A 26048-nucleotide genomic window follows, 5' to 3' on the forward strand; every position below is an offset into this window, starting at 1 on the left:
AGTCTTCTTCTCACCGTGCTTGGCGGCCAGCCCCGCCATCATCTTCGCGAAGATGCCTTTGTCGCTCCAACGCTTCCAGCGGTTGTAGAGCGTCTTATGTGGGCCGTACGCACTTGGTGCGTCGCGCCACCTTAAACCATTGCGATTGACGAAGATAATGCCACTCAGCACGCGTCGATCGTCAACGCGAGGTTTGCCATGGGACTTCGGGAAGAAGGGCTCCAGGCGCGCCATCTGCGCATCCGTCAGCCAGAAAAGATCAGACATGTTCACCGCTCGATTTTCGAACCGTGAATCACGCCGACAAGCGTAAATCAATGGGTCCTGACCCTAGACGATTGCCGATCTGCGTGCCTGGATCGAGGGCTCGGCGCGCCAGTCCACCTCGGAAATGGCGAAGATCGCCCGCAAGCCCGACCGGACGCTGACCGAGGCGAGGAGGGTGGGGCGGTGAGTTCTCCCATCTCCGCGCGCCGCATCTGCGACGGCAGGCAGATGGACTTGTTCCGACCGGTCGCGCGCGATATCGCCGCGCGCGATTCCCGTGACCTGATGTCCTGGCCTTTCTTCTCGCTGGCCAAGTCGCGCCGGGTGGTGCCGATCGATTTCCACATGGGCGCGGTCTCGATCCGGGTGGAGGCCACGCCGGAACACGGCATGGCGACGATCTGGGATGCCGACGTCCTGATCTGGGCCGCCAGCCAGATCGTCGAGGCCCACAGTCACGGTTTGCGGACCTCGCGTCTGATGGCGGCGACGCCCTACGAGATCCTCACCTTCATCCGGCGCGACGATTCCGCCCGCAGCTATCTTCGGCTGAAGGCAGCACTCGACCGGCTGCAGTCGACGACGGTTGCCACCTCGATCCGCCAGCCGGCGGAGCGGCGGCGGCACCGCTTTTCCTGGATCAACGAATGGAAGGAACTGCTCGACGAGCGGCGCCGGCCGCTCGGGATCGAACTGATCCTGCCCGACTGGTTCTATGCCGGGGTGATGGACGATGCGCTGGTCCTGACCATCGACCGGGCCTATTTCGACCTGAAGGGCGGGCTGGAGCGCTGGCTCTACCGGCTGGTGCGCCGCCACGGCGGCCGGCAGCCCGGAGGCTGGAGTTTCGACCTTCGGCATCTGCACCTGAAATCCGGCAGCCTCTCGCCTTTCAAGCGCTTCGCCTTCGAGATCCGGGCCATCGTCCAAAGACAGCCGCTGCCCGGTTATCGCCTGTCTCTCGGTATCGGTTCCGACGGGCTGCCGCGGCTGTGTTTCCAACCCGTCCCCGCCAATCCCTTCGCCGCCGCGCCTCGCGCTGCGCGTCGGTGAACGGTCAACCTGTGAACAAGCTGTGGACAGAGCCGTGCTATCAGGAACCATCCGACCCGTGCTATCCGGAACTCGACACCCGTGCTATCGGGAACCGTGGCGTGATGTAACCGCACTGAATCCGAACAGGAATTCAGCCCCTCCTAACTTACCTAACTTAAGGAATCCTAACCTTGTAGGCGCGCGGCAGGCGGTGGAAAACACCGATTTGTCCCTTAATTCGTGGACTGGCAGTGCCATGAATGGGGGTGACGAATGAGTGTTCGTCACCCTGAGAAGCCGAGGCCAGATCCTGGCTCGACCACCTTTGTCGACCTGATCTGGCAGAAGAAGCGGGTCGAGCACTGGCTGCGCTTCGGACGCTTCTGCCACGAACACCGGCTCGACCGTGAGCGCCGGACCCTCGGCTTCGCACTGGGCAGCGTTTTTGCCGTCGTGCGCTGGGCGGGCAACGATTACGGCACCGTGGTCTCCCGTCTCGACATCCTGCGCGCCGTCGGGGCTGGCGAGCCGTTCCAGACGCTGCCCTTCGTCAAGCCGGGGGCGGAGATCCTGCTGCGCGTCAGCGGCTGGCCGAAGGTCGAGCGGGTGCTGCAGGCGGTGGATGCCGTCGAGGCGCTGGACATCGACGCTCACGCGGTCTCGCCGGAGCATTGGCGCCATGTCCACAACCGCCTCACGGCGGGCGAGCCGTTCCGAACCTACACCAGGGCCCAGCACGCCGCCTGGCTGAAGCGCCGGAGGGTCGGGGCATGACCATGCCGCGGGCGTCCCTTCCCCTGCCGCTGCGTGCGCTCGATCTCTTCAGCGGCGCCGCGGGCGGCTGGTCGCTCGGCCTGCATCGGGCGGGCTTCGTCACCCTCGCCGCCTGTGAGATCGTGGAATGGCGCCGCATCCTCTATTCGGAGAATTTTCCGCATGTCAGACTCTACGCCGATGTCCGCGACCTCACGGCAGCTCGACTTGTTTCCGACCTCGGATGCCTGCCCGAGATCGTCGTCGGATCGCCGCCCTGCCAGGATATCTCCAGCGCCAACACGAAGGGCAAGGGCATCGAGGGCGAACGGTCCGGTCTCTACCTCGAGGCCGTCCGCCTGGTCGGAGAATGCCGGCCTCGCTGGTTCGCTTTTGAGAACAGCCCTGTGCTCCGAACTCGCGGCGCCGACCGGCTGCTCGACGAGTTGGAAGCGCTCGGCTACGCCTGCTGGCCATGCGTGGTGGGTGCTGCGGATATCGGCGCCAACCATGTCCGCAAGCGGTCCTGGCTCATCGGCTGCGACCCCGAACAGCTTGCCCACGCCCGTGTCGCAATCCCGGCAGGGCGGGATGCGGATGGAGGGCGGATCGGGGGCGCGCCGGGCGATGAAAGACTCGGATCTCTCCGACCTGTTCCGCAATCGCCCCTTGCCGACGCCGATGGCCTCGGATGGGATGAAGGACGGCGCGGGTGGCGGTGCGGGATCGACCTGGCCGCTGCGGATGATCCTCGCCACGCCGCGGAAGACCGATGCGGATCGCGGCGGCCGGGGCGATCTTCTCAACCAGCTTCAGGGCCACGCCAGCCGCCATGCGGGTGTGACCGCGAGCAATCCGAAAGCACAGGAAACCCTGCCGACGCCGACGAAGCGCGACAGCCGCATGGACCATTGGAGCCCGGCCTACGACCGCCGCAAATCGCCGACCATGGACGCGGTGATGGACGGCGCGATGACGGACCAGGCACCGGACAAATGGGCCGGGGCGCGAGCTTTGGCGGCGATGCTCAGGAGCCATGGCCTGACTGGAACGGCCGCATTGCCCATCACCTATGGGTGGATGATGGGATTTCCGCCTGGCTGGCTCGCACGCGCCTTGCGCTCGGCGGTCGCAAAGGGACATCTGCGGCCAGCCTGATCGTCGAGGCCTTCGGCGACGCGGTGGTGCCGCAGACCCCCGAGGCCATCGGCCGCGCCATCCTGTGCAGCGAGATCGCGCTGAACGCGGTCCTCGGCGGCGCATCGGCGGGAGATGCGAGTGCCGGCGATGATGTGTCCGCAGGCCCGAGGGCAGGTGATGATGCTGCCGGCAGGTATGCTGCCGATCAGGCGGACGGTGCTGCCGCCGACGACGCACCCACCGACGATCCTGCGGATTGCGAAGGCGCGTCATGATCCGCAAAACCCGCGCAACCTATCTCGCCGCAACCGGCCTCGCCGTGCTGGTCATCGGCATCTCCGTCACCGAGATCCCGCCCCGATTGATCTGGAACGCGTCCGCCAGCATCCCCATCGGGCTCTATCGTCTTGAGCCCCCGACCAGCCTCGCCCTCGGCGATCTGGTCGCGGTTACGCCGCCCGAACCGCTGGCGCAGTTCATCACCGCCCGCGGCTATATCGCCTCCGGCGTGCCGCTGCTGAAGCGCGTCGCCGCGCTTTCCGGCACACGGGTCTGCCGCATCGGCACGACGATCACCGTCGACGGCCAGGTCCTCGGCCAAGCACGCGATCGCGACCTCCTCGGCCGGTCGCTGCCGGTCTGGCAGGGCTGCCGGCTGCTTGCCGGGGGCGAGGTCTTTCTCATGAACCGGGAGGCCGAGGACAGTCTCGACGGCCGCTATTTCAGCCCGCTCCCGGTCACCAGCATCACCGCCCGCATTGTCCCGCTCTGGACCGATGCGGCGGGCGACGGCCGCTTCCGCCGGCCCGCAACTGGGGCGGAAACGGCCCCTGATCCCACCATTCACCACCAAGCCACGGAGAGATAACATGCCACAGATCGGTGAATTCACCCGCACGCAAGCCGGCTACGAAGGCCGCATCCGCACCGTCACGCTCGACCTCGCACTGGTCTTCGTGCCGACGCACAATGCCGATGTCGAGAACGCCCCGGATTACCGGATCCATCTCGACGGCGAGGACGGCCCGGAGATCGGCGCCGGCTGGACCCATAGCGGCGAGAAGGCCGGAACCTACATCTCGGTCGCAATCGACGATCCCGCGCTTGTGCAGCCGATCCGCGCCCGGCTGTTCCAGTCCGACGAGCAGGGCCGGACCTGGGGCCTGCACTGGTCGCGCCCCAGAAAGCGTGACGAGCGGGACTGAGCCATGCCGGTTTTCTGCCATCCATTTACCGACGGGCGGGCTTGCACCGCCCGCGGCATCGCCGTCCTTCTTCTTTCCGGCCTGGTCTTTGCCGCCGCTCCAGTTGCCGGCCCGCTGGCGCAGACCGTGCAGCCGCTCGCGCAACAGACCCACGATCCCTTCGCGTCCCACGTCGTGGAAGCCTCGCTGCGCTTCGGCATTCCGGCGCACTGGATCCGCGCCGTGCGGCATGTCGAAAGCCGCGGCAATCCGCAGGCCGTCTCGCCGAAAGGTGCCATCGGGCTGATGCAGATCATGCCGGAGACATGGGCGGCGCTACGCGCCAAACATGGTCTCGGCAACGATCCGTTCGAGCCGCGCGACAACATTTTTGCCGGCGCCGCCTATCTGCGCGAGATGCACGACCGCTACGGCAATGTCGCCGGCATGCTGGCGGCCTACAATGCCGGGCCGGGACGCTACGACGAATACCTGGTCTCAGGCCGGACCCTGCCGGCCGAGACCCGCGCCTATGTCGCCGCGCTGGCGCCGCTGCTCGGCGGCGAGCCGCTGCCCGGCACCGGTTTCGCCGCCGCGCCGCCAACCGACTGGCGCGAGGCCCCGCTCTTCGCCGGCAGCATGATCGACGGCCCGGATGCGGAACGACCCCAGCCCGGCGGTCTGTTCGTGCGCCGGTCCGCTGCAGAACAACCGCAGTACGATGGCGCATTGGCTGCCGATCCGGAACCGCCTGCCGAACGGTCCGACACCGCTTCAGACGCCCGCGCGCCGCAATCCGATAGCCTGTTCATGCGCCGATCCGACGCGGAAGCAGCACAATGAAAAATCATTCCCGACGCCTCTCTGCCTATCTTGCGGGAGGGCACAACTCATGAAGATCGCCTATGCGGACCCGCCCTATATCGGCTGCGCGCATCTTTACCGCGACCAACCGGATTACGCCGGCGAAGTCGATCATGCGGCGCTGATCGCACGGCTCGAACGGGACTATGACGGCTGGATCCTGCATGCCGCCGCGACACCGCGTTCCATCGCCGTTCTCGCGCCGCTGGTCGAGCCGACCGGCGCCCGCTGGATGGCCTGGGTGAAGGGATTCGCCGCCTTCAAGCGCAATGTCCCGGTCGCCTGGGCCTGGGAGCCGGTGATCGTCAAAGCCGCCCGCAAACCCGTGGTCAGCAAGCGGCTGGTGCTGCGCGACTGGATCCAGGAGAGCATCACCCTGCGTCGCGGGTTGACCGGCGCCAAGCCGGAAGCCGTCTGTCACTGGTGCTTCGAGATGGTCGCCGCGCGGCCCGAGGACACGCTCGACGACCTGTTTCCCGGCACCGGCGCCGTCACCGCGGCATGGCACTCATGGCAGCGGAAGTTCACCCTGCCGGAGGATCCGCTACCGGATTTTCTTCAGCCGGACAGTGCCCGCCGGGGGCGCTCCCGTCCGGGAGGGGCCTCATGAGTCCCAATTGCGGAAATCGCACTGCGGCGTATCCCAGCGCAGGAACGGGCGGCGCGGCCCTTGGGGCCACGCCGCCCTTGAAAAACATGCAAGATAAAAGCCCGCGATGTGCGGGCCGGGCGGTCGGGGGTGTTTGCCGGGGTTTCGAGGGGTTTGCGCACATCGCAGCGCCGATCCGCACCTCGCGCCCATCCGAATTTTTCAGCTTGCTCCTTGAATCCCGCACCTCGCAGGAGATCGGCCCATGAGCGACGAGGACGATTTCCGTATCCGTCCGGGGAAGATCCGCTCCAGCCGCAGCCAGCGGGCCCGGCCTTTCGTGGCCCAGGCGCTCGCCGCCGCCCAGAAGGCGGGCGGGCGCGTTTCGCGCAGCGGCAGGATCGTGTCGCCGGGTGCCTCGCGCTTCGGCCGGGGCCGAACAGCGGCCGTTCGCGCCAACAGGCTGATCACCCGCCGCACGCGGCTCTGCACCGTCAAGGTCCGGGTGGTCCGCAGAACCGCGCAGGCCGCCGCTCTGCCGCGTCATCTGGGCTATCTCGGCCGCGACGGTGTTACGCGGGGCGGGGAAAAGGCCCAGATGTTCGGCCCGGACACCGACGATGCGGACATCAAGGAGTTTGCCGAGCGCAGCGAGGACGACCGGCATCATTTCCGCTTCATCGTCTCGCCCGAGGATGCCGCCGAGATGGCGGACCTGAAGCGGTTCACCCGGGACCTCATGGCGCAGGCGGAAAAGGATCTCGGCACGGAGCTTGACTGGATCGCCGTCGATCACTGGAACACCGACAATCCCCATGTCCATGTCATCCTGCGGGGGCGGGCCGACGACGGCAAGGACCTGGTCATCTCGCGCGACTATATCAGGGAAGGGCTGCGCGACCGGGCGCAGGATCTGATCACCCGGGAACTGGGGCCGCGCCATGACCACGAGATCCGCCGCGGCCTGATCCGGCAGGTCGAGGCGGAACGCTGGACCGCGCTCGACCGCCAGCTTCTCCGGGATGCCGGCAAGTCCGGCGTCATCGACATGGCGCCGGGCATCGACGGTCCCCGCGACGACTACCTGCCGCAGAAGGTCGGGCGGCTGCGGCATCTGGAACGCCTCGGCCTGGCCGATCGGGTCGGGCAGGCGCAATGGACGATCAGGCCCGAGGCCGAGACGGTGCTGCGCGATCTCGGCGAGCGCGGCGACATCATCAGGCGCATCCACCGGGCGCTGTCGGGGCAGGGGATCGATCGCGGGGTTGCCGACTATGTCTTCGCCGGCGAGGCCGATGGCCCGATCCTCGGCCGGCTGGTCGAGCGCGGCCATGACGACGAGCTGAAGGGCAGCGCCTATGCGGTGATCGACGGGGTGGACGGCCGCACCCATCACATCCGGCTGCCGCATTTCGACGCCGCTGGCGACAGCGCGCCCGGCTCCATTGTCGAGTTGCGGTCCTACGAGGATGCAAAGGGCATACGCCGGGTCGCGCTGGCCGTCCGATCCGATCTGGATATCCGCGCCCAAGTGACGGCAAGCGGCGCGACCTGGCTCGACCGCCAGGCGGTGGCCCGCGACCCCGTGGCGCTGTCGGAGGCAGGCTTCGGCATCGAGGTGCGTCAGGCGATGATGCGGCGGGCGGAGCATCTGGTCGAGGAGGGGCTTGCCGAGCGGCAGGGCAGCCGCGTGGTCTTCGCGCGCCGGTTGCTCGACCGGCTGCGCGACCGCGAGGTCGGTGATCTGGCCGAAAAGATCGCCGCCGAGACTGGCATGTCCTACGACCGCGCGACCGGTGGCGACACTGTCGCCGGCACCTATCGCCGGCGCTTCGCCCTCGCCTCGGGCCGCTTCGCCATGATCGACGACGGGCTGGGTTTCAAGCTGGTGCCTTGGACGCCCTCACTGGAACGGCATCTCGGCCAGCATGTCGCTGGTGTCGCCCGCAGCGATGGCGGCGTGGACTGGTCCTTCGGTCGCAGGCGCGGGCTGGGGTTGTAGAGCCAATCGCCTTGACGATCAGCGGGACCATCCCATATGACTACAGATAGTCATTGTGAGGATCGGCCATGAAGGAACTCCAGCTCAGGGATGCGAAGGCGACGCTTTCCGCCGTGGTCGATCAGGCCGTGGCCGGGGAACCCACGGTCATCACCCGGCACGGCCGCAGGGAGGCGGTGCTGCTGTCCTTCGAGGAATGGCAGCGTATCTCCAGGGTGCCGGATTTCGCCGATCTGCTGCTCGCCTTCCCCGGGGAGTCCGGCGACATTCCCGAACGCGCCCGCAAGCCGGCGCGGGCGCTGCGGGACACGGGCCTCTGACCTTGTACCTGCTCGACACCAATATCCTCTCGGCCTCTGCGCCGACGAGGCGAGACGCCGATGCCGAGGCTCTCGCCGCCTGGATGCGTGCCCATAGCGACCGGCTTTATCTCTCAGCCATCACCATCGCCGAGATCGAGGCCGGCATCGCCCGCGCGGTCAGGATCGGCGCCAGCGCCAAGGCCCCGGCGCTACGCCGCTGGCTCGCGGCCGTCGAGCATTTCTATGCCAGCCGGATCCTGCCCTTCGGCATCGACGAAGCCCGTCAGGCCGGCGCGATCCTCGACCGGGCGCGCGCCCATGATCCGGGCTTCGAGGACATCGCCATCGCGGCGACGGCTGCCGCGCATGGCCTGATGGTGCTGACCGCCAACGAGCGGCATTTCGCCCCGCTCGGCGTGCCCTATGCCAATCCGCTGAAGGAATTGCCCAAGCCTTAGGCGAATGAGGGTGGACACGGGCGAGCATCTTACGCGGGTCGATCGGCCTCAGCATTGGCTAAGCGAAAATTCAACCGCAGCATGGGACTCTATCCCAAACGGCACACGACGTTGTCGCACATCCGCACTTCCCTGCGATCCAGCAGTCATGCATACGGTAGGTATGCGAGAACCTTCCAGAGCCGCTCGAGCGGCAGAAACACGTCAACGACTGGTGCAAGTGGCCCAAGGGTTGTTCGCCGCTCGCGGTTACGGCGATGTGAGCCTTGATGATGTGCTGAAGGGCGTTCAGCTCACCAAGGGCGCGCTCTACCATCATTTCCGGGACAAGAAGGATCTGTTTCGCGCCGTGCTCGTGACCGTGCAGACGCAGGTGGCGGCCAGCGCCCGGGCGGCGGGCGATGCGGCCCCCGACCCGTTTCGGGGTCTCAAGGCCGTCTGCCAGGCCTTCCTGCACGAACTGCGCAAGCCGGATGTGATGCGCATCGTTTGCTGCGATGCGGGTGCGGTGCTGACATGGGCCGAATGCGCGGAAATCGACGAACAGCACATGCTTGCCGTGATGCGCGATTTCATCGGCGCGGCGCAGGCCTCGGGGGGGATCGCCGCGCTGGATCGGGAGGCGACGACGCGCGTTATCGCCGGAGCGATCTACCAGACGGTGGAATGGGCCTCGCATGACGAGCCCGAGGAACGGATGGCGCAGGGCGAAACCGTCATCATGCGTCTGTTGGACGGCCTCGCGGGCGATTGACTCGCATATCAAAAGTATGTCTTCTCTAAACATACCGTTAGTATGTGAGGATGCGCCATGTCCGGAAAGCGCAGAACCCTTGTGACGGGGGCGAGTGGATTGATCGGCCGCCCTGTCGCGGAAGCCCTTGCAGGTGCGGGGCTGCCGGTGCGTGCCGGATACAGGAGCCGACCCGTCGAAATTCCGGGCGCGGAAGCGGTCAGGATCGATGCGGGGACGGGTGAAGGGCTGACGGCGGCCATGGAAGGGATGGACCAGCTCTTTTTGCTGGTCGGGGATATGCCGGGCCAGACGGAAGCCGAGCTGCGGGTTGTTGATGCCGCCATCGAAGCGGGCGTGGGCCACATCGCGAAGCTTTCGACATGGGGCGCCGAATCCGAGGCCTTCTCCATCGCGCGGATTCACCGGCCTGTAGAGCGGGCGATCGAGGAAGCGGGGATCGCCTGCACCTTCCTGCGGCCGAACTGCTTCATGCAGAATTTCCATACGTATTATCGTGACATGATCGCCCATACCGGAACGGTTCGATTGCCCTGCGACGATGCCATTGTCAGCTTCATCGACGCACGGAACATTGCCGCGGCTGCCGCTTGTGTTCTGGCGGACGCGGCCTGGCGCGGCCGAGCTTATGACCTGTCGGGGCCGGAGGGGCTGACATATGATCAGGCTGCCGCCTTGCTGGTCACGCCCCGGGGCGAGCCCGTCAGATATGTGAACATCACGGATGAGGAATGCCGTTCGGAAATGATTGCCGCAGGCTTCGCGGCCGCCTATGCCGAGGATATCGTAGAGCTTTGCCGCTACTACCGCACTGGAGCTGCGTCCCGCGTCACATCGGCGGTTCAGGATATCACCGGCCGGCCGGCGTCGTCGTTCGAGACATTCGCGGCCGATCACGCCGGTGCGTGGCGGTAACATGCTGTTCAGAGGGTGGGTTCTCGACGGGATCAGGGCGGGCAGGATAACGCAGGCCTTCCGGTGCTGGACCAGGCCGACGGTGCGTGCTGGAGGCATGCTGCGGACGCGCGTCGGCGTCCTTGCCATCGAGGGTGTCGAGGTGATCGAATTGGGCGAAATTTCGGGCGAGGATGCTTGGCGCGCGGGCTTCGACAGCCGCGAGGCCCTGCTTGCCGATATCGGGGCAGGGCGCGGCGGCACGTTGTATCGGATCAGCTTCCATCTGGCGGGGCCGGATCCGCGCGAGGCCCTGCGCCGGAACGACCGGCTTGATGCCGAAGCCGTCTCCGCGCTGCGCGATCAACTTGCCGCGCTGGACAAGAACAGTCGGACTGGGCCTTGGACCGCCGAAGCCCTCCGCCTGATCGGCGAGCGTGACGGCAGGACCGCCGGTGAGATTGCCGAACACCTCGGGATCGAAAAGCCGAGCGTGAAGAGGAAAATCCGGCAGCTCAAGGAGCTTGGCCTGACGGAAAGCTTGCCGAGCGGCTATCGTCTTTCCGATCGCGGGCGAGTGATTTGCAAGGCACTGCCACAGAAATCCTAAAACCTGTGGCACATTCCCCGGGGAATGCGCAGGGAGGTGTCCCCCCCGTTGGCCAGTTCGAGAGCGGACAGAGACCCACGGCGAAACCGGCCTATCGCTAAGGCTGATGCGATAATTGTCCGGTGATCGCATTGTCACAGACGGATCCTTCGACAGCAGGGCCGATAGACGGCTTCTGCATCGTTGGCATGCTGGCGGTCAGCACGCCGCATTCCTCAAGTATTTTTACGCCGTCCTGCGATCAGCCCAAGGATTGTGGTTGAAACCAGCGGCGTGAGGGTTTTCCTCGATTTATCGGATATCAGCAGGGAGGTCGAAACCGTCTTGTCCGGCACGAAGATCCTCTGGGGCCAGATCCTCGTCGTCTTCCTGATCGTGTTGATCTCGGTCTGGTTCGGGACGCAATGGGCGGCCTGGCGGCTTGGCTTCCAGCCCCAACTCGGTCCGCCCTGGTTTGATCTCTGGGGCGTCCCGGTCTATTACCCGCCGGCGCTGTTCTGGTGGTGGTATTTCTACGACGCCTATGCCCCGCGCATCTTTGTCGAGGGCGGCATCATCGCCGCCTCGGGCGGGTTCCTCGCCATCGGCATTGCCATCCTGATGTCGGTCTGGCGCGCCCGCGAGGCCGAGGACGTCGAGACCTACGGCTCGGCGCGCTGGGCGGGGCGGGCCGAGATCGAGCGGGCCGCGCTGCTCGGCCCTGATGGGGTCGTGCTGGGCCGCTACGAGCAGGAGTATCTGCGCCACGACGGGCCGGAGCATGTGCTCTGCTTCGCGCCGACCCGCTCCGGCAAGGGCGTCGGGCTGGTGGTGCCGACCCTGCTGACCTGGCCGGGCTCGGCCATCGTCCATGACATCAAGGGCGAGAACTGGCAAATCACCGCCGGGTTCCGCGCGAAACATGGCCGCGTCCTCCTGTTCGATCCGACCAATGCGGCTTCCTCGGCCTACAACCCGCTGCTGGAGGTCCGGCGGGGCGAATGGGAGGTGCGCGACGTCCAGAACATCGCCGATATCCTCGTCGATCCCGAAGGCTCGCTGGAAAAGCGCAACCACTGGGAAAAGACCAGCCACGCCCTCTTGGTCGGCGTCATCCTGCATGTGCTCTATGCCGAGGAGGACAAGACCCTGGCCCGCGTCGCCGCTTTCCTCTCCGATCCGCGCCGCTCGATCGAGGCCACCCTGGCGGCGATGATGAAGACCCCGCATCTGGGCGATGCTGGGCCGCATCCGGTCATCGCCAGCGCGGCGCGCGAACTGCTGAACAAATCCGAGAATGAACGCTCCGGGGTGCTGAGCACGGCGATGTCCTTCCTCGGCCTCTATCGCGATCCGGTCGTCGCGCAGGTGACCAGCCGCTGCGACTGGCGCATCGCCGATCTGATCGCGGCCGGAAAACCCTCGACGCTTTATCTGGTTGTGCCGCCTTCGGACATCTCGCGCACCAAGCCGCTGATCCGGCTGGTGCTGAACCAGATCGGCCGCAGGCTGACCGAGGACCTGCATGCCAAGGACCGCGGGCACCGGGTGCTGATGCTGCTCGACGAGTTCCCGGCGCTGGGGCGGCTGGATTTCTTTGAGAGCGCCCTGGCCTTCATGGCCGGCTACGGCATCAAGTCCTTCCTGATCGCGCAGTCGCTGAACCAGATCGAGAAGGCCTATGGGCCGAACAATTCGATCCTCGACAATTGCCATGTCCGGGTCAGCTTCGCGACCAACGACGAGAGGACTGCGAAGCGGGTCTCCGACGCGCTCGGCACCGCCACCGAGATGAAGGCGATGAAGAACTATGCCGGGCACCGCCTCGCACCCTGGCTCGGGCATATCATGGTCTCGCGCTCCGAGACCGCCCGCCCGCTGCTCACGCCCGGCGAGGTGATGCAGCTGCCGCCCGAGGACGAGATCGTCATGGTGGCGGGCACGCCGCCGATCCGGGCCCGGAAGGCGCGCTACTATGTCGATCCGAGGTTCAGGGAGAGGGTGCTGTCACCGCCCGATCCGCGCGAGATCGTGCCGTCGGAGCGGGTGGACGACTGGACAGGGCTAAACCTGCCAGAGCCAGATGGCTCGGGGCAGGGGGCTGATACCGGCCCCATGCCGCGTGCGGGCCGAAGACAAACCGCAGCGAAACCGTCCGGGGATTCGGACAATGCCGGGTTGCGCCGCGAGCCGGGGCTGGAGCCGTATCAGGACATTGCCGCGGAACCGATGATGGTTCCGGAAAACGAATTCGATCCCGACTTCGATGCCTCGGAGCAGCAGGCGGTCCGCAACCGGGGTCTGGCGCGCGACATGCGCCGGGTTGCGCGCCAGATCTCGATGAACCAGGACGACGGGTTGGAACTTTGAGCCATGCCGGAACATGCCGACAAGAAGAAGCGCCTCTCGGTCTATCTCGACCCCGAGCTGATGCTGCTGCTGGCCGATTATGCCGACCGGCGCGGGAAGTCCCGCTCGCTCGTCGCCGAGGCGGCCATCGCCTCCTTCCTCACCCCCGATGCCGACGAACGGCAGGAGGCGGCAACGACCCGGCGGCTCGACCGGCTCGACCGCAGCATCCAGCGGCTGGAACGCGATATCGGCATCGCCAACGAGGCCTTCGCGATCTTCATGCGCTCCTGGCTGACCGCGACCCCGGCGCTGCCCGAGGCGGCGCAGGCCGCTGCGCAGGCGCAGGCCGGGCAACGCTACGATCGCTTCCTCGAGGCTCTCGGCCGGCGTCTCGCCAGCGGGCCGAAGCTGCGCCAGGAGGTGCCGGAGGAGAGTGGGTAGGCAAAGGCACGTCGGCGCACCCACCTCCCCTGTGTTCCTAGTCAATGCGGCCAGTCCTCATCGGGCCAATCCCGCGAGGTATGGATGACGCGCAGGATGACGACGCTTTCCCGCCCGGCAATGGGCCGCAACTCGTAAGCGATGATATAGGGCAGGCGGCTGACGGATTTCTCGTAGCTGCCCGTGACCCGGCCGGGTCGCCCGGTTGCCATGTCTCCGAGGGCCGTGCCGACATCCCGGATACGATCCGCAACCCGCCGCGCGGCGGCTGGGTTGTCCTGGGCGATGAAAGCGATCTGCTCCTTGATGTCGTCCAGGGCCGCGCGGGCCCAGGCAACCGGCCGCTTCACGCTTTTCCTGCGCGCTTCGCTTCGGCCGCTTCGATCACGGCATGGAGTTCGGCCATGGCATCCTCATGGGACACCACGCGCCCCGCCGCCGCATCGGCCATGCCGCGCCGGATGCCGTCGATGATTTCCAACTCACGCTCGACATAGGCGGTAACGGCCTCGGCCGCGAGGAACGACTTGCTGCGCCGGGTCTCGCCCGCGATCCGCTCCAGCTTCTGCCTGGTCTCGGGGGAAACCCGGATCGTCATGGTGGTGCTTGCCGTCATGGTGAAAGCCCTGTGTTGCACTGTGTACAACATAGCGCGGAAGAGCTGTCGGCGCCACAGTTCGGAAGCAAAACGTGAAGACGTCATATGTCGGGATGCGCTTTCCCTGTCGTTGCTGCCAGGCCTTTTCCCGAAAGTCCTCGCGCGTGAGCCTGCGAAAAACTGGGCTGCAATGGGCAAGGAAGGGCAGATGTCAGCCGTCTGACTGTCCCCGAACACCGACACTCCGCCGTGCTTTTGCAAACCCGCGATCCGAGGCCAGGAACCGTTCCAGCATCGGCACCACGAGCTTCTGCGGCGGGACCGCAACTTCTTGTCCGCCCGTACTGCTGCGGCCCAGCAACTCGCCATAAAGCACCAGATCCCTGTGCAAGCTCGCCGGCAATTCGACAGCCAGCTTCACCGGCGTATCGTCCGCGAGCGGCCCCAGCTTCAGCTTCGTCATGGTGTCATACTCCTCCGTTCCCGAAGACCAAATCTCGGCCCACCAGAATCCGAACCGGGAACCCGGGCCGGATGGTCAGCATTGGCGCGACCTGCAGCTGGCGCTGGACGATCTGCTGGCCGGCCTGGTCGACGGTGTCCTGCGCGCCGTCGCGGATGGCGCGGACGAGCCGGTCCTCCTCGTCGCCGGTGGCGAGCTCGGTGCCGACCGCCAGCAGCGTCGACAGCCCGGCGGCCTTCATCAGCTCTGCCCAATGGTAATCGACGCCGTCCTCGAGCCCGGCATAGCCGGACGCGTCGGCGCCCGGCAGGCGCTCCAGCACCAGCGAGTGACCGTCGGGGAAGATCAGCCGGTTCCAGACGAGGAGAACGCGGCGCTGGCCGAAACTGACCGCGTCGCTGTATTCGCCGATGACCCGCGTGCCCTGCGGGATCAACAGATAGCGTCCCGAGGGGCTGTCATAGACGGGCTGCGTGACCTGGGCGATGATCTGCCCGGGCAGATCGGAGCGGATGCCGGTGACCAGCGCCGCCGGGATCACCGAGCCGGCCTGCAGGACATAGGGCGAAGCCGGTGCTTCGACACGATCCGGAGCCACCGTCACCCGGTCGGCAGCGGCGCCGAGGAAGGCGGCATGCCGGTCCTGCGTGGCTGCGGCGTCGGGCTGTCCCATGGTGCCAAACGCGCCTGGGGTCTGACCGGCAGGCCCTGCGCCCATGTCCGAGCCGCCCGCAGGCCGTGGCCCGCCCTGAAAGAACACGCCGCTGAGCCGCGCGGCCTCCTCCTCGGCCAGCCGTTGCTGCTCCGCCGCGTCCATGGCGGGCGCGACGACGGTGGGCGTGGCGGGCGCCGGCACCGGCTCGCCACGGTTGCGCGCATTGAGGATCGGCCGGCCGAGATCGCCGGGCAGTGGCGGGCCGAGGGCGGGGCCGGTATAGTCTCGCGGCAGTTCCGCCAGCCCGTCGGCGGTGGCGCGGCTTTCGGTGGAAAACAGTTCTTGGCCGGTTCGTTCCACGTCCTTGCCCTGCAAGGCGTAGATCAGCGCCGCGCCGATGCCGAGTGCCGCGATCCCACCGAGGCCCGCCAGCACCTTGCGCGACAGCCGGGTGACGCGGGGCGGCTCGGCCCGCAGGCGCATCGGCGCGGCAGTGCTTTCCTTATCGGTCATGAGCACGATCCTTGCCGGACCCCGCATTGCCGTGTGCAGCAGCCGGGGCAACGGCGTGCTGCGCTGGCTGCAGGCGATGGATCCGCACCACCTGCTGGCGCTTGCCGGACCCAAGCCGCAACTCGGCCACGCCGAAGAGCCGGTCCACGATCATGACGTTGCCGTGGACGCGGCTGTTGACGATCTCGGGCGCGCCGTCCGGGCCGATGACGAAGAGCGGCGGCATCTCGCCCTGGGCAATGCCGGGCGGAAAGACGACATGGACCCGGCGGCCGTCGTCGAAGACCGAGACCGGCCGCCAGGGCGGGCTCGTACCCTGGACCTGCAGCCCGTAGCGATGGTTCCGGGCTCCTTGGGCCGGTATCGTCGGTACCGCCGGAACCGCCCGACGCTGCGCCCCAGTTGCCGACGATTCCGGATAGTGCCAGGACACCGCCGGCATCCAGGTTTCTTCGTCGGCGCGCAGTTCCAGCAGGTAGCGGCGCCGGTCGGTGGCGATGACCAGATTGGTGCCGATGTCGGGCCGGGTCGGCTTGACCAGCACATGCACGCGGCGGGCATTCCCCGAGCCACTTTCGGTATCGCCAATAATCCAGCGGGCGGTGTCGCCGGCGGCGATGGGGCCGGTGCCGGTGAGACGCTCGCCCGGCTCCAGCGCGATATCGGTGATCTGCCCCGGCATGGCATAGACCTGATAGAGCGCGCCTTCGCTCCACGGATAGACCTGGATGGCATTGTAATAGCCTTCCCGGCGCGGCTCGACCCGGGCGGCGAGATTGGCGTTCGCAACCCGTTGGGCTGGGTTCTCCGCCGCATTGCCGCCCTTCGCCGCGGTCCAGTCCGGCGGCACATGCAGTGGTTCCGGAACCGGATCGGCAACAGCGGCGGGCGGCGATGGCAGCGGTGGCACATGATCGTCATAACTGAACTGCGGCGTTTTGTTCGTGGCGCAGCCGGCCAATATAATGATGGTCAACATCAGGACGGGTGCGATCGCCGGTTTACCGCCAGACCCCGTCCTGTCGTGGACCGATGGTTCAAAGCGCATTGCGGTCATTGGCTCATCTCCCGCGACCACGAGATCGCATTGACGTAGATGCCGAGCGGATTGGCGCGCAGGGTTTCGGCGGTACGGGGCGTCTGGATCACCACGGTCAGGATCGCGGTCCAGCGTTCGGTCGCCGAAAGCTGGCCGTTCTCGTAGCGTTTCTCGGTCCATGCGACCCGAAAACTGTCCGGCGAGGCGCGGATGACGGAAGAAACCTCGACCGAGACCTGCTGCTCGCCGACCCGCGCGAAGGGGTCGGCGCCGCGGGCATGATCGTTCAGCGCCGCCGCACCGCGATCGGTGGTCCAGTCATAGGCCCTGAGCCAGTTCTGCCGCAGGATCACCGGATCGGCAGGGATCGAGCGGACCTGCTCGACGAAGCGGCCGAGATGCCAGGCGATCTGCGGATCGCTGGGCCGGTAGTCGGCGCTCGCCGGTGCGACGGCCTGGGCCTGGCCGAGATCGTCGACCTGCACCACCCACGGCACGACAGTGCCGCGCGCCGACTGCCAGACCAGCGCCGCGGCGAAACCGGCGGCGAGGATCAGGCAGGCGAAGGCCATCAGCCGCCAGTTGCGGGCCTGCACGCGGGCGGAGCCGATGCGCTCGTCCCAGACCTGCGCGGCCTTCTGATAGGGCGTGACCGGTTCCGGCGTTCTGCCGTAATGGGTGGTCGGGCGTCTGAACAGGTTCATGGCTTGTCGCTTTCGGAAAGGGAGACGGAGGCGCCGGGGCCGTGGCTATCGCCCGAGCGCACGGCATGGGCGGCGACGGTCGCGCCCTGGCCAAGGGCCTGCCCGCGCAGGCGCTGCGCCCAGGCGGGTGGGTTGCCGCCAGCCGCTGTCCCACCACCCGCATCAACAGCCGTGCCACCGAGCGTGCCTTGCGTGGTGGACCCGCCGGTGCTGGTGAAACCGGCCTTCACGCCGGCTTCGCGGCTGGCCTTGAGACTGGCCGCCGCCCGGCGCAGCGGCGACAGCGCGGCGATGACCGCGCCCTTGCCGACACCGGCGGCCCCGGAGAGCGCGCCACCGATCCCGGATTGTCCGGCCGAGTTCAGGGTATAGGCGGCGGAGGCGGCGCCCGCCGTGGCGGCCCCGCCGCGCACGGCCATCACGCCGCCCTTGGCGCCCAGCACGGTCGCCCCACCGGCAGCGAGCGCGGCGCCGCCCACGGCCAGCCCGGTGCCGGCGACGGCCCCCGCGCCCAGCTGCGGGCCTCCGGAGACCAGGCCGGTCGCGATGCCGGGGCCGAAGATGCCGAGGCCCAAGAGGGACAGCGCCGCCAGCACGATGGCCATGGCATCGTCGACTGTTGGTGCGATACCCCCGAAGCCCATGGTGAACTGCGAGAAGAGCGTCGAGCCGATGCCGATGATCACCGCCAGGACCAGCACCTTGATCCCCGAGGAGACGACATTGCCCAGCACACGCTCGGCCATGAAGGCGGTCTTGCCGAAGAGGCCGAAGGGGATCAGCACGAAGCCGGCGAGCGTGGTCAGCTTGAACTCGATCAGGGTGACGAAGAGCTGCACGGCAAGGATGAAGAAGGCCAGGATCACCAGAGCCCAAGCGAAGAACAGGCAGAGGATCTGGATCAGGTTCTCGAACACCGCCACCCAGCCCATCAGGTCGGAGATCGACTCCAGCAGTGGACGGCCAGCATCGAGCCCGGTCTGGGCGACGCGGCCGGGGCGCATGAGATCGGCGGCAGAGAAGCCGGTGCCGGAGGCCATCAGCCCGAGACCGGCGAAGCTGTCGAAGACGATGCGGGCGAGGCTGTTCCAGTTGGTGATCAGCCAGGCGAAGACGCCGACGAAGATGGTTTTCTTTACCAGCCGGGCAATGATGTCGTCCTCGGCGCCCCAGGCCCAGAACAGCGCGGCCAGGGTCACGTCGATGACGATCAGCGTGGTGGCGATGAAGGCGACCTCGCCGCCGAGCAGGCCGAAGCCGCTGTCGATATAGCTGGTGAAGACCGCCAGGAAATTGTCGATGACCCCGGATCCGCCCACAGTTCATTCTCCTTCTTCGGTCATGGCAGGCGCCGCTGGTGCAAGATCCCTTCCGAGAAAACGGTCACGGGTCTCGGCCCAGATGCGCAGGCAGCGGCGCTGACCCTCGCGTAGCGGATCTTCCGGCTGTGGCTGTACCTGTCGGCCGGGCAGCGGCGGCAGGTCGCCGCTCCGCTCCATGCGGATCAGCGTCACGGTCATGACGATCGCCAGGAACAGGATGGCAACGAGCCGGGCCATCGCCTTGACCTCCATGGTTGCGCCTCCTTGGGCCTTCAGTTGTTGAACATCCGGGCATTGCCGGGCTGGTAGCCGGTGCCGGGTGCCAGAAACCGTTCGCGCTGGATGCGGCCCTGCTCGGCGGCGGCCGCGCGTTCGGCCTCGCTCAGCGCCTCGGCGCGGCCGGTGGCGGCGAGGAGCGCGGTCAGGTCCGAAAGCTGCTGCGATTGCAGGGCCAGCAGCTGGTTGCCGGCCTGGCTGGCCTGAAGCGCGCCGACAGCATTCTGGCTCTGCTCGACCAGCGTCGCCATCTCGGCCCGCTGCGCCTCGATGTTATTGGTGACGCCGGCCTGGACGCGCATGGCGTCCTGCAACCCGCCCATGGTGTTGCTCCAGCGCGTTCGGGCATCGTCCAGCAGTTGCTGCTCCGACGTCGACAGTTCGGGCGTACCGTATTCCCGCTCGAACGCTTGGTCGACTTGCTGGACTTCGAAGGCGATGTTCCGGGCCTCGTCGAGCAGTTGCTGGGTGCGGGTGACGTTCTGCTGCAATTGCTGCAGCGAGCTGTGCGGCAGGCTGGCGAGATCGCGGGCCTGGTTGATCAGCATCTGCGCCTCGTTCTGCAGCGAGGCGATCTGGTTGTTGATCTGCTCCAGCGTCCGGGCGGCGGTGAGCAGGTTCTCGGCATGGTTGGTCGGGTCGTAGACGATGCGCCCGAAGCCGCTGAAGAAGGCATGGGCCGGTACGGTGAGCACCGGGGCCAGTGCCAGCGGTGCGGCCAGTGCAAGGGTCAGTGCGGTGGTGCTGACGATGCGGCGAATGGGGGGTGGGATAGCGATGATGTTGCGCGTCATGGCGCGGTCTCCTTTTCTGCGCTTGTTTCTGGTCCTGCTTCTGTGGGGGTGGATGCGGCTCCGGTGTCGGCAGATCCGTCCTCTGCCTCTGCCTCTGCCTCTGCCTCTGCCTCTGCCTCTGCCGCGGGATCGGGATCGGGAAACCCAGTCTTCGCGTCGGTGAACCCGGTATCGGCCGGTTCCACCCGGCGATCAGCGAGTGCCGTTTCTGAGCTGGATTGCTCGGATGCAGGCATGCCGGCTTCCTCCGGCGTCAGATTGCCGAGATCCGGGATCAACTCGGCCGCCCAGTCCACACCGCGGTCGCGCAGCCAGCCGGCCAGGAAACCCTTGCGGCCGTGCTCCGCGTAGATCGCGGCGATGCGCGCCTGATCGGATTTGGAGGAAGCGGCACAGAGGGCGAGGCCGATCTCGCTGAGGCCCAGTTCGAAGAGGCGATTGCCGCGCCGCGACTGGCAGTAATAATCCCGCTTCGGTGTGGCGCGGGCAAGAATCTCGATCTGGCGGTCGTTGAGGCCGAAGCGGCGGTAGATGGCGGTGATCTGCGGCTCGATGGCGCGCTCGTTCGGCAAGAGCAGCCAGGTGGGGCAGCTTTCGATGATCGCCGGCGCGATGGCGGAAGTGTCGATGTCCGACAGCGACTGGGTGGCGAAGACGACGCTGGCGTTCTTCTTCCTGAGGGTCTTCAGCCATTCGCGCAGCTGGCCGGAAAACCCCTCGTCGTCGAGCGCCAGCCAGCCCTCGTCGATGATCAGCAGCGTCGGGCGGCCGTCCAGCCGGTCGCCGATGCGGTGAAACAGATAGGACAGCACCGCCGGCGCCGCGCCGGTGCCGACCAGGCCCTCGATCTCGAAGGCCTGCACGGAGGCCGAGCCCAGATGCTCGCTCTCGGCATCGAGCAACCGGCCATAAGCGCCGCCGATGCAATAGGGGCGCAGCGCCTGCTTCAGCTCATTGGATTGCAGCAGCACCGCGAGGCCGGTGATGGTGCGTTCGCCGACCGGCGCCGAGGCCAGCGAGGTCAGTGCCGTCCAGAGATGTTCCTTCACCTCCGGCGTGATGGCGATGCCCTCGCGCGAAAGAATGGCGGAGATCCAGTCTGCCGCCCAGGCGCGCTCGGCCGTCTCGTGAATGCGGGCCAGCGGCTGCAGGGCGACCGATGCCTCATCGCTCTCGCTCAGCCCGCCGCCGAGATCGTGCCAGTCGCCGCCCATCGCGAGCGCGGCGGCGCGGATCGAACCGCCGAAGTCGAAGGCGAACACCTGCGAGTGAGGATAGCGGCGGAACTGCAGCGCCATGAGCGCCAGCAGCACCGACTTGCCGGCGCCGGTCGGCCCGACGACGAGGGTATGGCCGACATCGCCGACATGCAGCGAGAAGCGGAACGGCGTCGATCCTTCAGTACGCCCATAAAGCAGGGGCGGCGCATCTAAATGCGCGTCCCGCTCGTCGCCGGCCCAGACAGCCGAGAGCGGGATCATATGGGCGAGATTCAGCGTCGAGACCGGCGGCTGCCGGACATTGGCATAGGCGTGGCCGGGCAAGCTGCCGAGCCAGGCGTCGACGGCATTCACCGTCTCGATCATCGCGGTGAAGTCGCGGCCCTGCACGATCTTCTCCACCAGCCGCAGCTTCTCGTCGGCTAGGCGCGGGTCCGCGTCCCAGACGGTGACCGTCGCGGTGACATAACCCATGCCGGCGACATCGGCGCCGAGTTCCTGCAGGGCCATGTCGGCGTCAGTTGCCTTGTTGGCGGCATCGGTATCGACCAGCGCCGAGGGCTCGCTGGTCATCACCTCCTTCAGGATCGCGGCGATGGACTTGCGCTTGGCGAACCATTGCCGCCGGATCTTCGTCAGCAGGCGGGTGGCATCCACCTTGTCGATAAGGATGGCGCGGGTCGACCAGCGATAGGGGAAGGCGATGCGGTTCAGATCGTCGAGAATGCCGGGCGTGGTCGCGCCCGGAAAGCCGGTGATGGTCAGCACCCGAAGATGCCGCTCCCCGAGGTGCGGCTCCAGCCCGCCGGTCAGCGGCTGGTCGGCGAGCAGCGCATCGAGATGCATCGGTATTTCCGGCACCCGCACGCGCTGGCGGTTGGTCGAGATCGTCGAATGCAGATAGGTCAGGGTCTCGCCATCGTCGAGCCAGACGCATTCCGGCATGAACCCGTCGAGCAGCGCCAGCACCCGGTCGCTGCGGTCGATGAAGCCGCGCAGCAGCTCCCAGGGATTCACCCCGGATGTCTCGCGGCCCTCGTAGAGCCAGCTTTCCGCCCGTGCCGCCTCCTCGGCCGGCGGCAGCCAGAGCAGGGTCAGGAAATAGCCGGAGACGAAATGGCGGCCTTCCTGCTCGAAATCGGCCTTGCGCTCGGCATCGAGCAACGCCGAGGCCGGATCGGGAAAGGTGCTGTCGGGATAGGTCGCGGCCTCGGACCGCTGCGCCTCGACGAAGATCGCCCAGCCCGAGCCGAGGCGGCGGAAAGCGTTGTTCAGCCGCCCGGCCACCGCGACCAGTTCGGCGGCGACGGCGGAATCCAGATCCGGGCCGCGAAAGCGGGCGGTGCGCTGGAAGCTGCCGTCCTTGTTCAGCACCACGCCCGGTGCGACCAGCGCCGCCCAGGGCAGATAATCGGCCAGCCGGGAAGCGGTGCGACGGTACTCGGCGAGGTTCATCATGGCGAGGCTCCGTCAGACGGCAAGATGGCCGGGGATACGCAGATGGCGGCGGCCGACCTCGACGAAGAGCGGATCGCGTTTTGCTGCCCAGACGGCGGCGATATGCCCGACCGCCCAGATCAGCAGGCCGGCCAGCCAGAGCTGCAGCCCGAGCCCGACTGCCCCGGCCAGCGTGCCGTTCAGGATGGCGATACTCCTCGGCGCGCCGCCGAGCAGGATCGGCTCGGTCAGGGCGCGATGCACCGGCACCGAGAAGCCCGGAACCTCGGAAAGCTGCTCGAAACCCGCGGACATCAGACCACGGCTCCGCCGCCGAAACTGAAGAAGCTCAGGAAGAAGGAACTGGCGGCGAAGGCGATGGAGATGCCGAAGACGATCTGGATCAGCCGCCGAAAACCGCCGCCGGTATCGCCGAAGGCCAGCGTCAGACCGGTGACGATGATGATGATCACCGCGACGATCTTGGCCACCGGCCCCTCGACGGAATCGAGGATGGATTGCAGCGGTGCTTCCCAGGGCATCGAGGAACCGGCGGCATGGGCGGCGGGTGCCAACACCAAGCTGACATAGGCGAAGCTGGCGGCTGCCGCGATACGGCGGGGGATCTTCAATGCAGGTCGGATCATGGAGAATCTCCGATGTTGTGATGGAGGTCGGTCTCGGTGTCGGGAATCATGGGAGCGATGCGGTAGTCGCCGTCCGGACCGAGGCCATCGACCCGGACCAGTTCGGCCAGCCGACGCGCGGACCCGCGACCGGCAAGCACGGCGACAAGGTCGACGGTCTCGGCGATCAGGGCGCGCGGCACGGTGACGACGGCTTCCTGAATCAGTTGTTCGAGGCGGCGCAGGGCGCCGATCCCCGATCCGGCATGGATGGTGCCGATGCCGCCGGGATGGCCGGTGCCCCAGGCCTTGAGCAGGTCCAGCGCCTCGGCGCCGCGCACCTCGCCGATCGGGATGCGGTCGGGGCGCAGGCGCAGGGACGACCGGACCAGATCGGACAGGCTGGCGACGCCGTGTTTGGTGCGCATCGCCACCAGATTGGGCGCCGCGCATTGCAACTCGCGCGTGTCCTAGATGATGACGACGCGGTCGGAGGTCTTCGCCACCTCGGCCAGCAGCGCATTGGTCAGCGTGGTCTTGCCGGTCGAGGTGCCGCCGGCGACGAGAATGTTGGCGCGGGTCGCGACCGCCAGCCGCAGCGCCTCGGCCTGCATCCGGCTCATGATCCCGGCGGCAACATAGTCGTCGAGGCTGAAGACTGCGACGGCAGGCTTGCGGATCGCGAAGGCCGGGGCCGCGACCACCGGCGGCAGCAGCCCCTCGAAGCGCTCGCCGGTCTCCGGCAGTTCCGCCGAGACGCGCGGGCTGCGCGTATGGACCTCGGCGCCGACATGATGGGCGACCAGGCGGACGATCCGTTCGCCATCGGATGCGGACAGGACCTGCCCGGTCTGCGCGAGCCCATCGCGCAACCGATCGATCCAGATCCGGCCGTCCGGGTTCAGCATCACCTCGACGATGTCGGGATCCCGCAGCAGGGCGGAGATGGCAGGTCCGAGCGCGGTGCGGAGCATGCGGGCGCCGCGCTCCACCCTTGCCTCGATGTGGTCCGAACCTGCCATTCCGTCCCCCGTTTCCCCGGGGCGGCGAGAGGAAGGCCCCGGATGGGGTCGACTAAAAGAGCCTCAAAACGGGGAGGCGCAACAGCTGACTTCGAAAAATCGAAAGCGGTCGTAGCCGGGCGAAAAAATACAGGAAACCTGCGGCCCTGTTCCGGTCATGTGGAGCCAAAACCCATTGCAGAGCGACTCACATGTCCGGCCGCAGGGCTTTCAGAAAGGTCTGCAAGGCGGGATTGCCGTTCTCGGGATGCCAGCAGGCGATATAGCCGATCCGGGTTGCGCCGTTGCCGTCATGTACGGGCCGGAACACCGCCCCGAGACTCGTCAAACCGCTTGCGCATTCGCATTGCAGGCTGATGCCCTCGCCCGCGCCGACCAGGCTGAGGATGCTCTCGCGGCTCAGATGCAGGTTGGCGATCTCGGGTCCGTCCGATGGTGCGGCCAGCTTCGCGATCAGGATGTTGCGGATGTCGGGACCGGGATCCTGATGCGAGATCAGGAACCGCTCTCCCTTTAGGTCGGACCAGTAGACGACGGGATTTTCGGCCAGCGGATGGTCCTCCGGCAGGGCAACCACCAGCTGCTCGGTGCCGATCGCCATGGTGTGCAGCACCGGGCAACGGTCCGGATCTCCGAGGATGACCGCGACGTCGAGCTTGCCGGAATGGAGATCGGCCATCAGTTCGACGAAGGGCGCCTCCAGCAGGTCGAGGCCGATATCGGGGTGGTTCTCTCGGAACCGGCGCAGGGCGGCGCGGAAACTTCCCGAGGATAGCGAGCGGTAGAACCCCAGAGATACGCTGCCCCGTCTGCCCTCCACCGCCGCCCGTATGCGGTCGGTCAACCGCTGGAGATCGTCCAGAATACGCCCGGCCATATCCGCGAAATCCTCGCCCACCGGCGTCAGCTTCGCACCCGCTGTGGATCGGTCGAACAGCGCGACGCCGAGCTCCTCCTCGAGTTCGCGGATACGGCGGCTCACGATCGGTTGCTGGACTTTCAGTTCCAGCGCCGCGGCGCTGAAACTGCCATTACGCGCTGTCGCGACGACATATCGAAGATGGCGAAGGTCCATAATGTGTCGGTCCTTTCTCGAAGGATCGCCTAAGGTGAGAGTTTAGGAACTTTGTGCCCGCACCTGACGGGGAGTCTACCGAAGCCAATATCAGGATCGTAGTTGGGACGGCCAGGCTCGAACTGACTGACATGATCTCTGCAGGTTGGCTGGGCCAGATTTCTGACGCACTTGTACGGGTATCGTGCTTGTGCCGTCGCGGCGTGTGGAGGTCTTGGTGGCGATCAAGCCAGTGGGCTTCCAGAAGAGACATGACGGTGTGGCTGTGCTGGTGCAATCGGTGTCGCAGGAAGATTCGAACCATACACGGTCTTTGTGTTTTGCTCGGGATGGGCCGTATGCCTTGGCCGAACTAGGGTCAGGACCCATTGATTTACGCTTGTCGGCGTGATTCACGGTTCGAAAATCGAGCGGTGAACATGTCTGATCTTTTCTGGCTGACGGATGCGCAGATGGCGCGCCTGGAGCCCTTCTTCCCGAAGTCCCATGGCAAACCTCGCGTTGACGATCGACGCGTGCTGAGTGGCATTATCTTCGTCAATCGCAATGGTTTAAGGTGGCGCGACGCACCAAGTGCGTACGGCCCACATAAGACGCTCTACAACCGCTGGAAGCGTTGGAGCGACAAAGGCATCTTCGCGAAGATGATGGCGGGGCTGGCCGCCAAGCACGGTGAGAAG

At 66.8% G+C, this 26048-nt stretch carries 30 protein-coding genes and 1 pseudogene; 16 read left to right on the plus strand and 15 right to left on the minus strand.

Features of this window, described 5'->3' with window-relative positions; translation table 11 throughout:
- Positions 1–267, minus strand: a 267-nt coding sequence (locus tag M511_RS16770; protein ID WP_139824619.1) for a transposase, incomplete at its 3' end; no start/stop codon positions are given.
- 183 nt (positions 268–450) lie between these two features.
- Here M511_RS16770 and M511_RS16775 point away from each other — a divergent pair.
- From M511_RS16775 to M511_RS16845, 15 genes are all read left to right on the plus strand, one after another.
- Positions 451–1320, plus strand: coding sequence for a replication initiator protein A (locus tag M511_RS16775; RefSeq protein WP_303393901.1), 870 nt, complete (start codon positions 451–453; stop codon positions 1318–1320).
- A gap of 255 nt (positions 1321–1575) precedes the next feature.
- Positions 1576–2076: a DUF2840 domain-containing protein gene (locus M511_RS16780; protein ID WP_085502866.1), complete on the plus strand. Its 501-nt coding sequence runs from the start codon at positions 1576–1578 to the stop codon at positions 2074–2076.
- On the plus strand, positions 2073–3470 hold the full coding sequence (locus tag M511_RS16785) for a DNA cytosine methyltransferase (RefSeq protein ID WP_084196767.1): 1398 nt from the start codon (positions 2073–2075) through the stop codon (positions 3468–3470). The genes M511_RS16780 and M511_RS16785 overlap by 4 nt, the downstream gene beginning before the upstream one ends.
- Positions 3467–4063, plus strand: coding sequence for a S26 family signal peptidase (locus M511_RS16790; RefSeq protein WP_036714521.1), 597 nt, complete (start codon positions 3467–3469; stop codon positions 4061–4063). Before M511_RS16785 ends, M511_RS16790 begins: the two co-directional genes overlap by 4 nt.
- Before the next feature lies 1 nt (position 4064).
- The gene (locus tag M511_RS16795; protein ID WP_085502868.1) at positions 4065–4400 is read left to right on the plus strand and encodes a DUF736 domain-containing protein; all 336 of its coding nucleotides are present in this window, start codon (positions 4065–4067) and stop codon (positions 4398–4400) included.
- 3 nt (positions 4401–4403) lie between these two features.
- Positions 4404–5222, plus strand: a complete 819-nt coding sequence (locus M511_RS16800; RefSeq protein ID WP_085502871.1) for a lytic transglycosylase domain-containing protein — start codon at positions 4404–4406, stop codon at positions 5220–5222.
- A gap of 49 nt (positions 5223–5271) precedes the next feature.
- Complete coding sequence (locus M511_RS16805; protein WP_028714429.1) at positions 5272–5853, plus strand: hypothetical protein; 582 nt, start codon at positions 5272–5274, stop codon at positions 5851–5853.
- 244 nt (positions 5854–6097) lie between these two features.
- Entirely contained in the window at positions 6098–7834 is a 1737-nt protein-coding gene (locus M511_RS16810; protein WP_085502873.1) for a relaxase/mobilization nuclease domain-containing protein, read from the plus strand.
- A gap of 68 nt (positions 7835–7902) precedes the next feature.
- The gene (locus M511_RS16815; RefSeq protein ID WP_085502875.1) at positions 7903–8154 is read left to right on the plus strand and encodes a type II toxin-antitoxin system Phd/YefM family antitoxin; all 252 of its coding nucleotides are present in this window, start codon (positions 7903–7905) and stop codon (positions 8152–8154) included.
- A 2-nt stretch (positions 8155–8156) separates the two neighbouring features.
- Entirely contained in the window at positions 8157–8594 is a 438-nt protein-coding gene (locus tag M511_RS16820; RefSeq protein ID WP_085502876.1) for a PIN domain-containing protein, read from the plus strand.
- 163 nt (positions 8595–8757) lie between these two features.
- Positions 8758–9348: a TetR/AcrR family transcriptional regulator gene (locus M511_RS16825; RefSeq protein ID WP_176224575.1), complete on the plus strand. Its 591-nt coding sequence runs from the start codon at positions 8758–8760 to the stop codon at positions 9346–9348.
- 57 nt (positions 9349–9405) lie between these two features.
- Entirely contained in the window at positions 9406–10263 is an 858-nt protein-coding gene (locus tag M511_RS16830) for an NmrA family NAD(P)-binding protein (RefSeq protein WP_085502880.1), read from the plus strand.
- A gap of 97 nt (positions 10264–10360) precedes the next feature.
- Entirely contained in the window at positions 10361–10852 is a 492-nt protein-coding gene (locus tag M511_RS16835; RefSeq protein WP_217809620.1) for a helix-turn-helix domain-containing protein, read from the plus strand.
- 324 nt (positions 10853–11176) lie between these two features.
- On the plus strand, positions 11177–13201 hold the full coding sequence (locus tag M511_RS16840) for a conjugal transfer protein TraG (RefSeq protein ID WP_085502916.1): 2025 nt from the start codon (positions 11177–11179) through the stop codon (positions 13199–13201).
- A gap of 3 nt (positions 13202–13204) precedes the next feature.
- Positions 13205–13624 carry a CopG family transcriptional regulator gene (locus M511_RS16845; protein ID WP_085502883.1) on the plus strand — a complete coding sequence of 140 codons (420 nt, stop codon included), beginning with the start codon at positions 13205–13207 and terminating at the stop codon, positions 13622–13624.
- Positions 13625–13665: 41 nt separating this feature from the next.
- On the opposite strand, the gene M511_RS16850 is transcribed toward M511_RS16845, so the two are convergent.
- The 14 genes and pseudogenes from M511_RS16850 to M511_RS16915 all read right to left on the minus strand — a co-directional run bounded on the left by M511_RS16850 (position 13666) and on the right by M511_RS16915 (position 25368).
- A complete protein-coding gene (locus M511_RS16850) occupies positions 13666–13974 on the minus strand; it encodes a type II toxin-antitoxin system RelE/ParE family toxin (protein WP_085502886.1) in 309 nt (102 codons plus the stop codon).
- The gene (locus M511_RS16855; protein WP_085502888.1) at positions 13971–14240 is read right to left on the minus strand and encodes a CopG family ribbon-helix-helix protein; all 270 of its coding nucleotides are present in this window, start codon (positions 14238–14240) and stop codon (positions 13971–13973) included. The genes M511_RS16850 and M511_RS16855 overlap by 4 nt, the downstream gene beginning before the upstream one ends.
- Positions 14241–14433: 193 nt before the next feature.
- Complete coding sequence (locus tag M511_RS16860; RefSeq protein ID WP_085502890.1) at positions 14434–14685, minus strand: DUF2274 domain-containing protein; 252 nt, start codon at positions 14683–14685, stop codon at positions 14434–14436.
- 4 nt (positions 14686–14689) lie between these two features.
- Entirely contained in the window at positions 14690–15853 is a 1164-nt protein-coding gene (locus M511_RS16865) for a TraB/TrbI/VirB10 family type IV secretion system protein (protein ID WP_085502892.1), read from the minus strand.
- Complete coding sequence (trbG, locus tag M511_RS16870; protein WP_085502894.1) at positions 15843–16910, minus strand: P-type conjugative transfer protein TrbG; 1068 nt, start codon at positions 16908–16910, stop codon at positions 15843–15845. The genes M511_RS16865 and trbG overlap by 11 nt, the downstream gene beginning before the upstream one ends.
- Positions 16907–17596 (minus strand): conjugal transfer protein TrbF, encoded by a 690-nt coding sequence (gene trbF / locus M511_RS16875; protein WP_085502896.1) that lies wholly within the window; start codon positions 17594–17596, stop codon positions 16907–16909. Before trbF ends, trbG begins: the two co-directional genes overlap by 4 nt.
- Positions 17593–18915 carry a P-type conjugative transfer protein TrbL gene (gene trbL / locus M511_RS16880; protein WP_085502898.1) on the minus strand — a complete coding sequence of 441 codons (1323 nt, stop codon included), beginning with the start codon at positions 18913–18915 and terminating at the stop codon, positions 17593–17595. The genes trbF and trbL overlap by 4 nt, the downstream gene beginning before the upstream one ends.
- Before the next feature lie 3 nt (positions 18916–18918).
- Complete coding sequence (trbK-alt, locus tag M511_RS16885; RefSeq protein WP_085502900.1) at positions 18919–19170, minus strand: putative entry exclusion protein TrbK-alt; 252 nt, start codon at positions 19168–19170, stop codon at positions 18919–18921.
- Positions 19171–19190: 20 nt separating this feature from the next.
- Complete coding sequence (gene trbJ / locus M511_RS16890) at positions 19191–19988, minus strand: P-type conjugative transfer protein TrbJ (RefSeq protein ID WP_085502903.1); 798 nt, start codon at positions 19986–19988, stop codon at positions 19191–19193.
- Entirely contained in the window at positions 19985–22666 is a 2682-nt protein-coding gene (trbE, locus tag M511_RS16895; protein WP_085502906.1) for a conjugal transfer protein TrbE, read from the minus strand. The genes trbJ and trbE overlap by 4 nt, the downstream gene beginning before the upstream one ends.
- Before the next feature lie 12 nt (positions 22667–22678).
- A complete protein-coding gene (locus M511_RS16900; protein WP_085502908.1) occupies positions 22679–22960 on the minus strand; it encodes a VirB3 family type IV secretion system protein in 282 nt (93 codons plus the stop codon).
- Positions 22960–23292 carry a TrbC/VirB2 family type IV secretion system protein gene (locus tag M511_RS16905; RefSeq protein WP_085502910.1) on the minus strand — a complete coding sequence of 111 codons (333 nt, stop codon included), beginning with the start codon at positions 23290–23292 and terminating at the stop codon, positions 22960–22962. The genes M511_RS16900 and M511_RS16905 overlap by 1 nt, the downstream gene beginning before the upstream one ends.
- A pseudogene (gene trbB / locus M511_RS16910) lies at positions 23289–24245 on the minus strand (P-type conjugative transfer ATPase TrbB). The gene M511_RS16905 and the pseudogene trbB overlap by 4 nt, the downstream one beginning before the upstream one ends.
- A gap of 235 nt (positions 24246–24480) precedes the next feature.
- Entirely contained in the window at positions 24481–25368 is an 888-nt protein-coding gene (locus tag M511_RS16915) for a LysR family transcriptional regulator (protein ID WP_085502912.1), read from the minus strand.
- Positions 25369–25787: 419 nt separating this feature from the next.
- Between M511_RS16915 and M511_RS16920 the strand changes: the two genes are divergently transcribed.
- A partial coding sequence (locus tag M511_RS16920) for a transposase (protein WP_139824620.1) occupies positions 25788–26048 on the plus strand: 261 nt, incomplete at its 3' end.

It is taken from the genome of Paracoccus sp. J56 (assembly GCF_019633685.1).
Classification (GTDB): Bacteria; Pseudomonadota; Alphaproteobacteria; order Rhodobacterales; family Rhodobacteraceae; genus Paracoccus; species Paracoccus kondratievae.